The organism is Enterobacter cloacae complex sp. P29RS (genome assembly GCF_014893445.1).
Taxonomy (GTDB): Bacteria; Pseudomonadota; Gammaproteobacteria; order Enterobacterales; family Enterobacteriaceae; genus Enterobacter; species Enterobacter intestinihominis.
This window is the reverse complement of the sequence record NZ_JADBPZ010000032.1, coordinates 1-14,628: the sequence shown is the minus strand read 5'-3', so window position 1 is coordinate 14,628 and position 14,628 is coordinate 1. Positions and strand designations below refer to the sequence as shown.

The 14,628-nt window shown below is 55.8% G+C and carries 15 protein-coding genes; 3 read left to right on the top strand and 12 right to left on the bottom strand.

What is annotated here, in order from left to right:
• Positions 1-156: 156 nt before the first annotated feature.
• The 8 genes from IM282_RS20330 to IM282_RS20295 form a co-directional block, all read right to left on the bottom strand.
• Complete coding sequence (locus IM282_RS20330) at positions 157-453, bottom strand: YqjK-like family protein (RefSeq protein ID WP_022649477.1); 297 nt, start codon at positions 451-453, stop codon at positions 157-159.
• Positions 450-848 carry a phage holin family protein gene (locus IM282_RS20325; protein WP_003862647.1) on the bottom strand — a complete coding sequence of 133 codons (399 nt, stop codon included), beginning with the start codon at positions 846-848 and terminating at the stop codon, positions 450-452. Before IM282_RS20325 ends, IM282_RS20330 begins: the two co-directional genes overlap by 4 nt.
• 2 nt (positions 849-850) lie before the next feature.
• Positions 851-1,156: a YqjD family protein gene (locus tag IM282_RS20320; RefSeq protein WP_008503141.1), complete on the bottom strand. Its 306-nt coding sequence runs from the start codon at positions 1,154-1,156 to the stop codon at positions 851-853.
• Between the two features lie 29 nt (positions 1,157-1,185).
• Positions 1,186-1,554 (bottom strand): DUF1090 domain-containing protein, encoded by a 369-nt coding sequence (locus IM282_RS20315; protein WP_017382428.1) that lies wholly within the window; start codon positions 1,552-1,554, stop codon positions 1,186-1,188.
• Between the two features lie 143 nt (positions 1,555-1,697).
• On the bottom strand, positions 1,698-2,081 hold the full coding sequence (mzrA, locus tag IM282_RS20310; RefSeq protein WP_058677050.1) for an EnvZ/OmpR regulon moderator MzrA: 384 nt from the start codon (positions 2,079-2,081) through the stop codon (positions 1,698-1,700).
• A gap of 2 nt (positions 2,082-2,083) precedes the next feature.
• Positions 2,084-2,746, bottom strand: coding sequence for a DedA family general envelope maintenance protein YqjA (yqjA, locus tag IM282_RS20305; protein WP_022649475.1), 663 nt, complete (start codon positions 2,744-2,746; stop codon positions 2,084-2,086).
• 341 nt (positions 2,747-3,087) lie between these two features.
• On the bottom strand, positions 3,088-3,864 hold the full coding sequence (gene exuR, locus IM282_RS20300; protein ID WP_192970766.1) for a transcriptional regulator ExuR: 777 nt from the start codon (positions 3,862-3,864) through the stop codon (positions 3,088-3,090).
• Positions 3,865-4,060: 196 nt separating this feature from the next.
• Positions 4,061-5,359, bottom strand: coding sequence for an MFS transporter (locus IM282_RS20295; RefSeq protein WP_022649474.1), 1,299 nt, complete (start codon positions 5,357-5,359; stop codon positions 4,061-4,063).
• Between the two features lie 475 nt (positions 5,360-5,834).
• Between IM282_RS20295 and uxaC the strand changes: the two genes are divergently transcribed.
• Positions 5,835-7,247 carry a glucuronate isomerase gene (gene uxaC, locus IM282_RS20290; RefSeq protein ID WP_023298694.1) on the top strand — a complete coding sequence of 471 codons (1,413 nt, stop codon included), beginning with the start codon at positions 5,835-5,837 and terminating at the stop codon, positions 7,245-7,247.
• A 17-nt stretch (positions 7,248-7,264) separates the two neighbouring features.
• Entirely contained in the window at positions 7,265-8,752 is a 1,488-nt protein-coding gene (locus IM282_RS20285) for a UxaA family hydrolase (protein ID WP_023307033.1), read from the top strand.
• A 139-nt stretch (positions 8,753-8,891) separates the two neighbouring features.
• Here the strand turns inward: IM282_RS20285 and sstT are convergent, their stop codons facing one another.
• From sstT to IM282_RS20265, 4 genes are all read right to left on the bottom strand, one after another.
• On the bottom strand, positions 8,892-10,133 hold the full coding sequence (sstT, locus tag IM282_RS20280; protein WP_023298692.1) for a serine/threonine transporter SstT: 1,242 nt from the start codon (positions 10,131-10,133) through the stop codon (positions 8,892-8,894).
• A gap of 275 nt (positions 10,134-10,408) precedes the next feature.
• Positions 10,409-11,374 (bottom strand): TerC family protein, encoded by a 966-nt coding sequence (locus IM282_RS20275; protein WP_022649470.1) that lies wholly within the window; start codon positions 11,372-11,374, stop codon positions 10,409-10,411.
• A gap of 252 nt (positions 11,375-11,626) precedes the next feature.
• Positions 11,627-12,625 (bottom strand): Gfo/Idh/MocA family protein, encoded by a 999-nt coding sequence (locus tag IM282_RS20270; protein WP_022649469.1) that lies wholly within the window; start codon positions 12,623-12,625, stop codon positions 11,627-11,629.
• Positions 12,626-12,695: 70 nt separating this feature from the next.
• On the bottom strand, positions 12,696-13,199 hold the full coding sequence (locus IM282_RS20265; RefSeq protein WP_023298690.1) for a M48 family metallopeptidase: 504 nt from the start codon (positions 13,197-13,199) through the stop codon (positions 12,696-12,698).
• Between the two features lie 83 nt (positions 13,200-13,282).
• Between IM282_RS20265 and rlmG the strand changes: the two genes are divergently transcribed.
• A complete protein-coding gene (rlmG, locus tag IM282_RS20260) occupies positions 13,283-14,419 on the top strand; it encodes a 23S rRNA (guanine(1835)-N(2))-methyltransferase RlmG (RefSeq protein WP_192970765.1) in 1,137 nt (378 codons plus the stop codon).
• Positions 14,420-14,628 lie beyond the last annotated feature (209 nt).

Sequence of the window (14,628 nt, the reverse complement as noted above, 5' to 3'; positions counted from 1 at the left end):
GGGGCGGATGGCAATTGTTAGCAAGGAAAACTGTCAATCTTTTTCAAAGATATTGAGTAAGGGAGCATAGAGAGATTTTGCCGGGTGACGGCTACGCCTTACCCGGCCTACTTTTTACCGTAGGCCGGGTAAGCGCATCGCCACCCGGCGAGAAGGCTAGCGCAGCTGCTGCTGACGAATCGTTGCTTTCACCAGACGCCATGCGCTCCAGACACCAAAGCCACGGCGTGCCCAGCGAATCAGCATGTTTGGATGACGAATCGTCCAGATCGCCATCACGCTGCTACCCACCAGCGCCCACGATCGCAGGCTCAGAAGAGTATTCCAGCCGCGATCGTAACGCTGGGTCAGCTCCAGCCAGTCGCGACGGCTAGCGGACAGGTCCAGCCGCTGCTGCTGGATCTGGCTCAGCAGATACGCTTTCCGCTTTTGACGTTCGGCTTTGTCGCTCACGACTTATCATCCTCCAGCAGGGCGCGGTCGTTGGCCAGCTCCTGGCGCGTATGGCGCAGGAAGGTCGACGTGCGCGCTTTATGCAGGGTCCAGATACCGCCTATCAGCGCCGCCACCAGCAGAACCACGGTAGTCGCAATCATCGCGTTCAGTCGATACTGTGGATCGATAGCCCAGATGATTAACACCATCAGGCTCATCAGACCAAACGCGGCAAAGAGCATCGTAAGCCCAAGCATGAGCAGCATCTGGAAGAGATTGGCTTTCTCCTCTTCCAGTTCCACTACCGCAAGCCGGACGCGCGTTTCGGCAATCCCGACCAGCGTCGTAAGAATACGCTGGCCGATGCCGAGGACGTTTTTAGCAGGCCCTTGTGCGTGACGTGGATCTTCCATAATCAACGACGCGTCAGCAGGACACCCAGCACCACACCCACTGCGGCACCAATACCAACGCCTGTCCATGGATTGTCACGTACATATTCGTCTGCGCGCGCAGCCGCTTCGCGGGTCTGTTTCGCCAGTGCATCACCGGTTTCACCCAGACGGTAACGGCTCTCTTTCAGTGCCTGCTCCGCTTTGCTGCGCAGTTTGCTGACTTCTTCTTTCGATTTATCGGCAGAAGAGTTCAGCACCTCTTCCAGGGTGTCCGCCAGGGATTTCAGCTCAGCGCGCAGATGTTCTGAAGTTGTATCTTTTGACATGATTCTCTCCTGTTGAGATTTCCGTTAACTCAATAATCGCGAGCTTCCAGCGCTTTCAGTTCGTCCTGCGCCTCTTGCAACTTCCTCTCGCGCTTGGCAATTTTTTCCGCATCACCTTTCTCTTTCGCTTCTTGCAGGTCTTGACGGCGCTCGGCTATCTCGTCCTTCTGTTCAGCGATTTTTTCCTGATGATCGGCACGCAGCTTGCTGTCCGTACAATTGTCTTTCACTTCGCTCAGCGCTTTTTTCAGTCCGTCGATCCGGTGCTGATTGTTATGCTTTTCGGCATAACTGATTTCGCGTTGAATATCCTGTTCTTTCTCCTGACAAAGAGACATAGCGAAGGAAGCTGTGCTTAAAGAAAAAAGGGCCAGAGCCAGGGTGATGCGGTATTTCATTATAGAAACCTTCCATTGTGTTACGGCGTAAGCCGTGTTCCAGAACTATGCGGAGAACATCTGAGGGGTGCTCCGCGTACTTAAGCATAGTAAGTAAACGGGAGTTTCACCAAAGTGGGTGAAAATATTCGGAATATTAGTCGTTAGCCAAATCGATGCGACGTGTCGCGTAACCGTGACATCCAGGAGGTTACGTGGCTGTCATCATCCTGTTGCGCGATGATGTAACCCTGCGGCAACGTGCGGTCCAGCACCGCTTTCGCCGCGGCGCTTTGCGCACTGGAGTCAAATTTTATCAGCAGCACATCGTCTTGCGGCGTGATGCTCTTAAAGCGGATCCCGTTAGCATCCAGATGATGCCAGATGGAAAAACCATCCGGCACGCTGGTTCCTTGACTCACAGGACGGATAGTCAGCGTCGACTCCTGGTGCTGTAGGGCAGACCATAGCAGGATGAGAGCGCTGAACATCATTAGCGCGACGATGGCGTAAGAGAAGCGGCGCAGCGCGAGCGGGGAGATAACCATCGTTAACCCCTGGCTCCGTATTTCTTTTTCCACAGTACGACCAGTGAACCGACCAGGCCAAACACCAGCAGGACGACGGGCAGCAGCATCAGGCAAGACATCAGCTGGTCTTCATATTTCATAAAGACCGGCGTTTTACCGAGCGCGTAGCCGAGCGTGGTCAGGATCAGAACCCACAGCAGGCCGCTCATCCAGTTAAAGAACTGGAAGCGCGCGCTGCTCAGGCCGGACAAGCCCGCAATGGTCGGCAGCAGGGTGCGTACGAATGCGATAAAGCGGCCAATCAGCAAGGCGGAGAGCCCGTGCTTATGGAAAAGGTGGTGCGCTCGCTGGTGATAATGTGCCGGAAGATGCGAAAGCCAGTTCTGAACGATTCGCGTGTTGCCCAGCCATCGCCCCTGAATATAACTCACCCAGCAACCCAGGCTGGCGGCAATGGTCAACAGCAGAACCGTTTGTGGGAAAGCCATCGCTCCTTTTGCACAGAGCACCCCAACCAGCACCAGCAGGCTGTCGCCCGGTAAAAAGGCAGCAGGCAGCAAACCGTTCTCAAGGAACAGGATCATAAATAACACAAAGTAGAGCATGCCAATCATGGACGGGTTGGCCAGCGTTTCGAAATCCTGAGCCCAGAGGGCGTTCAGTAGTTGGGTCAAAAGTTCCATTCAGTGTTCCTGGAAATCGGTTAACGTCACGCCTGTCATTCGGGAAAACAGCACGGCGACATTGTTATGATTTCATTATGGTCGCTCGCGGACACAATGATGTGTGGCCAACACTGTTCCCTGTTAATTGGCTGGTTAGCAAGCACTAACTTACAAAATAACGAAGTGAATCCAATTGTAACAAAGCCCGACGTTCTGCGTCACAGAATTTGAGGGGAAACACGATTTTGGCGTAAGCCACGGAGGGGAGCGAGAGATTTTACAAAGGCTGACACTATAGAGGTTTTCTTACCCTGTCTGGCCGGAAGGCGCGGCGGTGCGCCTGCCAGCAGTTCAGGAGGTTATTTTGCGACATTGGTCGCGGTATCGAGGTGAACCACCGGATTATCAGCAAAAAGATAGCGGTCAGCGTTAAATTCAAAGTCATCACTCGTTTCATTAAAAAGCATCTGTTTAGTGTTCTCCAGATGCTGCCACATTGCCAGTTTCGCCGCATGCGGATCTTTACGAATCAGGGCCTTAAGAATCTGGTCGTGGTCGTCACACCAGTTGTCTACCGTGCGGGAATCAATGTGATCGTGCAGTTTCTTCCAGTACGGGTTGTGAACGCGCTGAGTCCACATTTTTTCAACGATTGCCGCCAGCGCTGTGTTCTGAGTCGCAAGGGCGACCTGAACGTGGAATTGCAGGTCCCATTCGGAATCGCGGAAACATTTTTCTTTACGCGCATGATCCTGGATTTCCATCAGCTTCATGATGTCCTGCTTGGTGACCTGCGTCGCTGCGAATTCTGCGATATTGCTTTCAATCAGCTGGCGAGCCTGGAGAAGCTCAAACGGACCGTAGCTGGCAAATTCCAGACTTTCGTCCGGCGCGGGGGAGTGTTTCGCCTGGCTGGAAATCACGTGAATACCGGAACCTTTGCGTACCTCAACATACCCTTCAACTTCCAGCATGATGATGGCTTCGCGGACCACCGTACGGCTGACGCTTTTTTCATCCGCAATAAAACGCTCAGCGGGAAGTTTATCACCGACAAGATAGACCCCTTGCTCGATGCGATCTTTCAGCTCGGCGGCAAGTTGTTGATATAAACGACGTGATTCGGTGATTTCCATATGCGCTCCAGGCAGGGTACGGCGAATGATTTGTTATACCACTTTTGCTTGCCACTCTCCAGATTTCGCCATTAAAAAAGCCGCCCGGAGGCGGCTTTTGCGACGTTTTTGCCGGGTGGCGCTACGCTTACCCGGCCTACGGTTTTATCGGGTGTTGTAGGCCGGGTAAGGCGGAGCCGCCACCCGGCACAACAAGCTAACTCTGCGTCGCCGGTCCCCCAAGGGACTCTTTCGCCAGTTCCTCGGCGGATTTACTCTTCAGCACCGTCCAGATAACCACTGCACCCAGCAGGTCGAAGATGGCCAGTACCGCGAACAGCGGGCTGAAGCCGATGGTGTCTGCCAGCGCGCCGACCACGAGGGCGAACAGGGTACTTGCGGTCCAGGCGGCCATCCCGGTCAGACCGTTGGCGGTGGCAACTTCGTTACGACCAAACACGTCGGACGAGAGCGTAATCAGCGCGCCAGACAGAGACTGGTGAGCAAAGCCCCCGATACACAGCAGGGCGATAGCCACGTAAGGACTGGTGAACAGGCCAATCATGCCAGGGCCAATCATCAGCAGGGCGCCCATGGTGACCACCATCTTACGGGACACAATCAGGTTCACGCCAAACCAGCGCTGGAACAGCGGTGGCAGGTAGCCGCCGACGATACAGCCCAGGTCTGCAAACAGCATTGGCATCCAGGCGAACATCGCGATCTCTTTCAGGTTAAAGCCGTAGACTTTGAACATGAACAGCGGGATCCAGGCGTTGAACGTACCCCAGGCCGGTTCCGCCAGGAAGCGTGGCAGGGCGATACCCCAGAACTGACGGGTACCCAGGATCTGCCAGACGGACATTTTCTTGCCGTTGTCGGTCTGATGATGAGATTCCTGACCATTGATAATGTAGTCACGTTCTTCGGTAGACAGCTTTTTCTGATCGCGCGGGTGTTTATAGAAGATCAGCCACGCCATGGCCCAGGCAAAACTCAGCACACCGGAGATGATGAACGCCATTTGCCAGCTGTGCATCACAATCGCCCACACCACCAGTGGCGGAGCGATCATCGCCCCGATGGAGGAACCCACGTTGAAGTAACCGACAGCGATTGAACGTTCTTTTGCCGGGAACCATTCAGAGCTGGCTTTCAGACCCGCAGGGATCATCGCCGCTTCGGCAGCACCTACCGCACCACGCGCCAGCGCCAGCCCGCCCCAGCTGCCAGCCAGCGCCGTCGCCCCGCAGAAGACGGCCCATGCTACAGCGAAGAAGGCATAACCAATTTTTGTACCCAGAATATCAAGAACATAACCTGCAACAGGCTGCATTACGGTGTAAGCGGCAGAATACGCCGCAATGATGTAAGAGTATTGTTGTGTGGAGATATGTAACTCTTCCATCAACGTTGGCGCCGCTGCTGCCACGGTGTTACGTGTCAGGTAGCCCAGCACGGTGCCGAGCGTCACCAGTGCGATCATGTACCAACGTAACCCTTTAATTTTACGCATGTAAAACCTCATCGTTATGTTATTTCCGTGTCGGGACACGGCAACAACTCAACCGTTGCCGGGAGCTGTTCTGTAACGGGAGGGGCGTAACCGGGAACCTGTCCCGGAACGGCCCGAACCTTGCCATAAGTCATCGTGCTAAGTCGGCTTCCGTACCGTTAAATCCGATGTAACAAACACCGGTAATGCATTCCGTCGGCTTATAGTTTGCGACGGCGAAAAGATAACTTGTCATACAACTTTAAAAGGTGAGTGACATCACAAAAGAGTGAATCTTTGTAGGGATATTATGCGGCGTGCGTAAAGCCAGATCTGGCGCGGCCTGCAAGAAGGTTTACCCCTTTGAGGGTAATTTATTTGTCGACGTTTATTGATCTAACTCACGAAAAAAACGTCGGACTCTGGAAATTGGTGTGATAACTTTGCAGCATCTGAACATAAGCTTTCTGACGCTCCCGTAATGAGGAAGACGATAATGACACCGTTTATGACCGAAGATTTCCTGTTAGATACCGAATTTGCTCGCCGCCTGTACCACGACTACGCAAAAGATCAGCCGATTTTCGACTACCACTGCCATTTACCGCCGCAACAGGTTGCCGAAAATTACCGTTTCAAAAACCTGTATGATATCTGGCTGAAGGGTGACCACTATAAGTGGCGCGCGATGCGCACCAACGGCGTGGCCGAGCGCCTGTGTACCGGCGACGCGACCGATCGCGAGAAGTTTGACGCCTGGGCCGCTACCGTTCCCCACACCATCGGTAACCCGTTATACCACTGGACGCACCTCGAACTGCGTCGTCCTTTTGGTATCACCGGCAAGCTGCTCTCTCCCGCCACGGCGGATGAAATCTGGGATCAGTGCAACGAACTGCTGGGGCAGGATAGCTTCTCGGCGCGCGGCATCATGCAGCAGATGAACGTGAAGATGGTGGGCACAACCGACGATCCGATCGACTCCCTGGAGCACCACGCGGTTGTCGCGAAGGACAGCACCTTTGACATCAAAGTGCTGCCAAGCTGGCGTCCGGATAAAGCCTTCAACATTGAGCTGCCGACCTTTAATGACTACATGACGAAGCTGGCGGAAGTATCGGATACCGATATCCGTCGTTTCGCCGATCTGCAATCCGCGCTGACCAAACGTCTGGATCACTTTGCCGCACACGGCTGTAAAGTGTCTGACCACGCGCTGGACGTGGTGCTGTTCGCGGATTCCAGCGAAGCCGAGCTGGACAGCATCCTGGCGCGTCGTCTCTCCGGCGAAGCCCTGAGCGAGCATGAAGTCGCCCAGTTTAAAACCGCGGTGCTGGTGTTCCTAGGTGCGGAATATGCCCGTCGCGGCTGGGTTCAGCAGTACCATATCGGCGCGCTGCGTAATAACAACCAGCGTCAGTTTAAACTGCTGGGCGCGGACGTGGGCTTCGACTCCATCAACGACCGCCCTCTGGCAGAAGAGCTGTCAAAACTGCTGAGCAAACAGAACGAGCAAAACCTGCTGCCAAAAACCATTCTCTACTGCCTGAACCCGCGCGATAACGAAGTACTGGGCACCATGATCGGCAACTTCCAGGGCGAAGGGATGCCGGGCAAGATGCAGTTCGGTTCCGGCTGGTGGTTTAACGATCAAAAAGACGGCATGGAGCGTCAGATGACACAGCTGGCGCAGCTCGGCCTGTTGAGCCGCTTCGTTGGCATGCTGACCGACAGCCGCAGTTTCCTCTCCTATACCCGCCATGAATATTTCCGCCGCATTCTGTGCCAGATGATTGGCCGCTGGGTGCACGCGGGCGAAGCGCCAGCGGATATCCAGCTGCTGGGCGAAATGGTGAGAAACATCTGCTTTAACAATGCGCGTGACTACTTCGCCATTGAACTGAACTAAGGCCGTTTGAGGTTGATATGCAATACATCAAAATCCATTCGCTGGATAACGTTGCCGTCGCGCTGGCAGATTTAGCCGAAGGGATGGAAGTGACCTTCGACAACCAGTCGGTGACGTTACGCCAGGCCATCGGACGTGGACATAAGTTTGCCCTGATCCCCATCGCGAAAGGGGAGAACGTGGTGAAGTACGGTTTGCCCATCGGTCATGCGCTGGCGGATATTGCGCCGGGTGAATACATTCATTCCCACAATACCCGCACCAATCTCAGCGATCTGGACGAGTACAGCTATCAACCTGACTTCCAGCCAGAAGAAGGACAGGCGGCCGATCGTGAGGTACAGATCTACCGCCGCGCCAGCGGCGAGGTGGGGATCCGCAATGAGCTGTGGATCCTCCCGACTGTCGGCTGCGTGAACGGGATCGCGCGTCAAATTCAGACGCGTTTCCTGAAAGAGACTAATGATGCTGAAGGCACCGACGGTGTGCATCTGTTCAGTCACACCTATGGATGCTCCCAGCTGGGTGACGACCACATCAATACCCGCACCATGCTGCAAAATATGGTGCGCCACCCGAACGCGGGCGCGGTGCTGGTGATCGGCCTCGGCTGCGAGAACAATCAGGTCGACGCCTTCCGCGACACGCTGGGCGAATTTGACCCTGAGCGCGTGCACTTTATGGTGTGTCAGCACCAGGACGACGAAGTGGAAGCGGGCGTTGAACAGCTGCATCAGCTGTACGAGGTGATGCGTCACGACAAGCGCGAGCCGGGCAAGCTGAGCGAACTGAAGTTTGGCCTGGAGTGCGGCGGATCTGATGGCCTTTCCGGCATAACCGCTAACCCAATGCTGGGTCGCTTCTCGGATTACGTGATTGCCAACGGCGGCACTACGGTGCTGACCGAAGTGCCGGAGATGTTCGGCGCAGAGCGCATTCTGATGAGCCACTGCCGCGACGAAGAGACCTTTGAGAAGACCGTCACCATGGTCAACGACTTCAAACAGTACTTCATCGCCCATAACCAGCCGATATACGAGAACCCCTCGCCGGGGAACAAGGCGGGCGGGATCACCACGCTTGAAGAGAAATCCCTGGGCTGCACCCAAAAAGCGGGCGCCAGCCAGGTGGTGGACGTGCTGCGCTATGGTGAGCGTCTGAAAACGCACGGCCTGAACCTGCTCAGCGCACCGGGCAACGATGCGGTCGCCACCAGCGCGCTGGCGGGAGCGGGCTGTCATATGGTGCTGTTCAGTACCGGTCGCGGTACGCCGTACGGCGGGTTTGTGCCGACGGTGAAAATCGCCACTAACAGCGAACTGGCGGCGAAGAAAAAGCACTGGATCGACTTTGACGCGGGCCAGCTGATCCACGGCAAAGCGATGCCGCAGCTGCTGAGCGAATTCGTGGACACGATTGTGGAATTTGCCAGCGGCAGGCAGACCTGCAACGAGAAGAACGACTTCCGCGAGCTGGCGATCTTTAAGAGTGGTGTGACGCTATAAGTCGGGTGCGGGCTGGTGCCCTCACCCCGGCCCTCTCCCACAGGGAGAGGGTGCAAACACTAAAAACGGCAACACATGTTGCCGTTTTGCATTTACCTTGTAGGCCCGGTAAGGCGTAGCCGCCACCGGGCTTTTCTTTTTAACTGCGCAGGGCGTTCTTCGCTAAACGCGCATCTTCCGCCTGACAGGCTGCGGCGGTAAACAGCACGTCGGTAGAGGAGTTCAGCGCGGTTTCGCAGGAATCCTGCAATACGCCGATAATGAAACCGACCGCGACAACCTGCATGGCAATCTCGTTCGGAATACCGAACATGTTACAGGCCAGCGGGATCAGCAGCAGAGAGCCGCCCGCCACGCCGGATGCGCCACAGGCACACAGTGATGCAACGACGCTCAGCAGCAGCGCGGTTGGCAGATCTACCGGAATACCCAGCGTATGCACCGCCGCCAGCGTCAGCACGGTGATGGTAATCGCCGCACCGGCCATGTTCACGGTTGCACCCAGGGGAATCGACACCGAATAGGTATCGCGGTCCAGGTTCAGCTTCTCCGCCAGCGCCATGTTCACCGGTATGTTCGCCGCTGAGCTGCGGGTGAAGAAGGCATACACGCCGCTCTCGCGCAGGCAGGTCAGCACCAGCGGATACGGGTTGCGGCGGATCTGCCAGAACACCAGCAGCGGGTTGATCACCAGCGCCACCAGCAGCATACAGCCGACCAGGACGACCAGCAGCTGCGCGTAGCCCCACAGTGCGTCGAAACCGGTGGTGGCCAGCGTCGAAGAAACCAGACCAAAGATACCGACTGGTGCAAAGCGAATCACCAGCTTCACCATGAAGGTCACTGCATTGGACAAATCGTTAACCAGGTTTTTCGTGGTCTCGTTGCCATGACGCAGCGCGAAGCCCAGACCAATCGCCCAGACCAGGATGCCAATGTAGTTTCCGTTCATCAGTGCGGTGATGGGGTTAGAGACCATGCTCATCAGCAGGCCGCGAAGGACTTCCACAATCCCGGACGGCGGGGTGATATCACCGGCCGCGCTGGTCAGGTGCAGCGTGGACGGGAACAGGAAGCTAAACACAACGGCCGTTAAGGCAGCAGAGAAGGTTCCCAGCAGATACAGGAACAGAATAGGGCGAATGTTGGTTTTTTGTCCGTGCTGGTGGTTGGCAATCGACGCCATCACCAGCATCAGCACCAGTACCGGGGCGACGGCCTTCAGTGCGCCAACGAAAAGGGTGCCGAGCAGTCCCGTCGCTTCCGCCGCAGGTTTTGACACCATCGCCAGCAGAATACCCAGTACCAACCCGACCAGAATTTGTTTTACAAGACTGCCCTGCGCCAGGCGCGCAAGCAGGCCCTTAGATTGTGTGCTCATACGTTATTCCTGAGTGAAATTGCGTTCCATCCTGGATGTGCTCTAAGTCACATTTGTATCCGGATGTAAGTATTTGTTTGCCTGGTTGAGTATCAGGGAAAGCAGCGAAAGGCGGAAGCGTAAAATGCTGGATTTTACGTGTTGCGTCATGTTTTTTAACTATTGGTTAACGAAAGTGCCGGGTGGCGCTGCGCTTACCCGGCCTGCATTGCATTTCCCCCTCTCCCCGTGGGAGAGGGGTGGGGTGAGGGCATCAGCCCGCACCGAACGTTGCACTAAGCCTGCTGCTTCTTATCGTGCTGGCGGTTAACCCAGGTATTGATAATCAGCGTCACCAGCAGAATGCCAAACACCACGCCGAGCGAAATGGCGATCGGGATATGGTAGAAATCAACAATCAGCATCTTGATACCGATAAAGACCAGAATCACCGACAGACCGTACTTCAGCATTGAGAAGCGCTCTGCCGCGCCCGCCAGCAGGAAGTACATCGCACGCAGGCCGAGGATGGCGAACAGGTTCGAGGTCAGGACGATGAACGGGTCGGTAGTGACCGCGAAGATAGCCGGGATACTGTCCACCGCGAAAATCACGTCGCTCAGCTCGACCAGAATCAGCACCAGCAGCAGCGGGGTGGCGAACAGCAGGCCGTTCTTACGCACGAAGAAATGCTCGCTCTCGATCTTGTCCGTCATGCGCAGATGACCCCGGATCCACTTCACCAGCGGCTTATCACCGATACCGGTATCGTCTTCTTTCGCCAGCGCCATTTTGACCCCGGTGAACAGCAGGAACGCACCAAACACGTACAGCAGCCATTCGAACTGGGTAATCAGCCAGCTACCGGCGAAGATCATGATGGTACGCAGGATGATGGCGCCCAGCACGCCGTATACCAGCACGCGGCGTTGCAGGGCCGCAGGCACGGCGAAGTAACTGAACAGCATCAGCCAGACGAAGACGTTATCAACCGCCAGCGCTTTTTCAATCAGATAGCCGGTGAGGAAGGCGAGTGCCTGAGGATCGGCCACCGCGCGACCTTCGGTTGAGGCCAGATACCACCAGAAGGCGGCGCAGAAAAGAAGTGAGAGGGTAACCCATACCAGCGACCAGACGGCGGCTTGCTTAACGCTCATGCCGTGTTCGCCGCGACGACCCTGCAAAAAGAGGTCGATCGCCAGCATGATGAGCACGACAACCGCGAATCCGCCCCACAGCATTGGAGTGCCGACAGAATGCATACTATTTTCCTTACACATAAAAAAACAAAAACGGCTATGGTCAGAAGACGATAGCCGTTAGCTTTTTATGCATAGACCTCGCCTTCCGGCAAGGTCTCACTTACAACCACGAAGGTTGCCCGGCGACCGGATGCGGTTTTGCACGCATCGTAATGACGATCCACCGGCGAAGAAGTTACTCCCCTTTGCAGGTAACAAATTATGTCAGACCATCGATTTCGTCAATGGTCTGCACGATTTCATTACACAGCTTTACGCGACGGCTTCCACATTCACGCCGTCTGCGGGGAAGATTACGCCGGTCTGTCGGCGGATCTCCGTTTGCAGCTTCGCCGTGGTGCGGCTGATCGCCAGTCCCGGGTGGTTCACTTCGTTGTCTTCTACCAGACGGGCGAAGACCTCTGCCTCATAAAGCATAGTGTTAATATGCTGAGGCTGCGTCAGCTCCTGCGCTTTTCCGCCGCGCGGAACGATGCTGAGCTTCTGGCATTCGGAGATTTTTTCGATCACCAGCGAGCCGTCTTCGCCCTGAATTTCGCTTGGCAGCACGGAGTCGCTGACCTTCGAGTGCTGCAACGTCACGCTGAAATCACCGTAGTCCAGCACCACAACGCCGTGTGCATCCACGCCGCTCTCCAGCAGGCTGGCGGTGGCCGTCACGCCGTGTGGTTCCCCCCACAGCGCAACCGCAGAGGCCAGGCAGTAAAAACCGATATCCATAATCGAGCCATTCGAGAAGGCCGGGTTAAAGGTGTTCGGGTTTTCGCCGTCCAGATAGCGCTGGTAGCGCGAGGAATACTGGCAGTAGTTGATAAAGGCTTTACGCACTTTGCCAATTTTCGGCAGGGACTGCTGCAACAGCAGGAAGTTGGGCAGGCTGGCGGTTTTGAACGCTTCAAACAGCACCACCTGGTTTTCGCGGGCAAGCGCAATGGCGGCTTCCACTTCGTGGATATTCGACGCCAGCGGCTTCTCGCAGATCACATGCTTTTTATGGCTGAGGAACAGCTTCGTTTGCGGGAAGTGCAGAGCATTCGGGCTGGCGATATAGACCGCGTCAATGGCGTCGCTTTGCGCCATCTCATCGAGTGAGGTGAACAGATGTTCAACCAGGTAGTCATTCGCAAAACTTTGCGCCTGCTCAAGGCTGCGGGAATAGACTGCGGTGAGCTTATATTTGCCGGTTTCGTGGGCGGCGTCGACGAACTGGCGCGTGATCCAGTTCGTACCGATGACTGCGAAACGTATCATAAACGTTTACGTACTCCGTAGCAGGGAACCTAAAGCCACTGTAGCACGTCCTCATGACATTTCGCGTGCGCTACTGCGCATTACTCTTTAACGATAAATGCGTCAGCCACAAACGGGTATCAAACTCCAGCTGGTGGTACTGCGGCTCCATATGGCAGCACAGGGAATAGAACGCTTTGTCGTGATCTTTCTCTTTCAGGTGCGCCAGCTCGTGCACCACGATCATCCGCAGAAAGGCTTCCGGTGCATTGCGAAAGACGGTCGCGACGCGGATCTCCGCCTTAGCCTTCAGCTTGCCGCCCTGCACGCGGGAGATGGCGGTATGCAGGCCGAGCGCGTTTTTCAGCACGTGGATCTTGTTGTCGTACATCACCTTGTTGATCGGCGGGGCGCTCTTCAGATACTGGCTTTTCAGATCCTGCGTATACTGCCAGAGGGCTTTGTCAGTCGCGAAATCATGCGTGCCCGGGTAGCGTTTTTCCAGCACCGCGCCGAGCTTTCCCGCGGCGATCAGGTCGCGAACCTGGGATAGTAATTGCTCCGGGTAGCCCTGGAGATAAGTCAGCTGGTTCATCAAAACCCCAAAATAGTGTGAAAACGGGTATACTCACGCACCCTTTTCAGGGATACGCCAAATTTTACCATTCAGGAGGGCCGATGAGCCACTTAGACAACGGTTTCCGTTCACTCAACCTTAAACGTTTCCCGGAAACGGACGACGTGAACCCGCTTCAGGCGTGGGAAGCGGCGGATGAATATCTGCTGCAGCAGTTGGATGAGACTGAAATCCGCGGCCCGGTACTGATCCTGAATGACGCGTTTGGCGCGCTGGGCTGTGCGCTCGCGGAACATGCGCCTTACAGTATCGGCGATTCTTACTTAAGCGAGCTGGCGACGCGTGAAAACCTGCGTCACAACGATATCGACGAATCCAGCGTGAAGTTCCTCGACAGCACCGCGGACTACCCGCAGGCGCCAGGCGTGGTTCTGATTAAAGTGCCCAAAACCATGGCGCTGCTGGAGCAGCAACTGCGCGCGCTGCGCAAAGTCGTGACGCCAGAAACGCGCATCATCGCGGGCGCCAAGGCGCGTGATATTCACACCTCGACGCTGGAACTGTTCGAGAAAGTGCTCGGCCCGACCACTACGACGCTGGCCTGGAAAAAAGCGCGCCTGATCAACTGTACCTTCAGCGCGCCGGAACTGGCCGACGCGCCAGAGACCCTGAGCTGGAAGCTGGAAGGGACCGACTGGACCATCCACAACCACGCGAACGTCTTCTCCCGTACCGGTCTGGATATCGGCGCACGCTTCTTTATGGAACATCTGCCGGAAAACCTGGAAGGGGAGATTGTCGATCTCGGCTGCGGTAACGGCGTGATTGGCCTGACGCTGCTGGTGAAGAACCCGGAGGCCAGCGTGGTGTTCAGCGACGAATCGCCAATGGCGGTGGCTTCAAGCCGTCTGAACGTGGAAACCAATCTGCCGGAGGCGCTGGATCGCTGCGAGTTTATGATCAATAACTCGCTGTCCGGCGTAGAGCCTTTCCGCTTCAACGCGGTGTTTTGCAATCCTCCGTTCCACCAGAAGCACGCCCTGACGGATAACGTCGCGTGGGAGATGTTCCACCACGCGCGCCGCTGCCTGAAAATCAACGGCGAGCTGTACATCGTGGCGAACCGCCATCTGGACTACTTCCACAAGCTGAAGAAGATTTTCGGTAACTGCGTCACCATTGCGACAAACAACAAGTTTGTGGTGCTGAAGTCGGTGAAGCTGGGGCGTCGTCGATAAGATCGTTTTGCCTGGCGGCGTTTCGCTTGCCCAGGCCTACGGTTTCAAATGCCCGGTGGCGCTTCGCTTACCGGGCCTACAATGGCCTCGGACCCGTAGGCCCGGTAAGCGAAGTGTATGACCGGATACATAGGTAACAGATCAGACCGGGAACATAGGTAACACTTTTCAGTCTATCCGGAGCACACTCTGGGTTTTTCGGTCGTAGT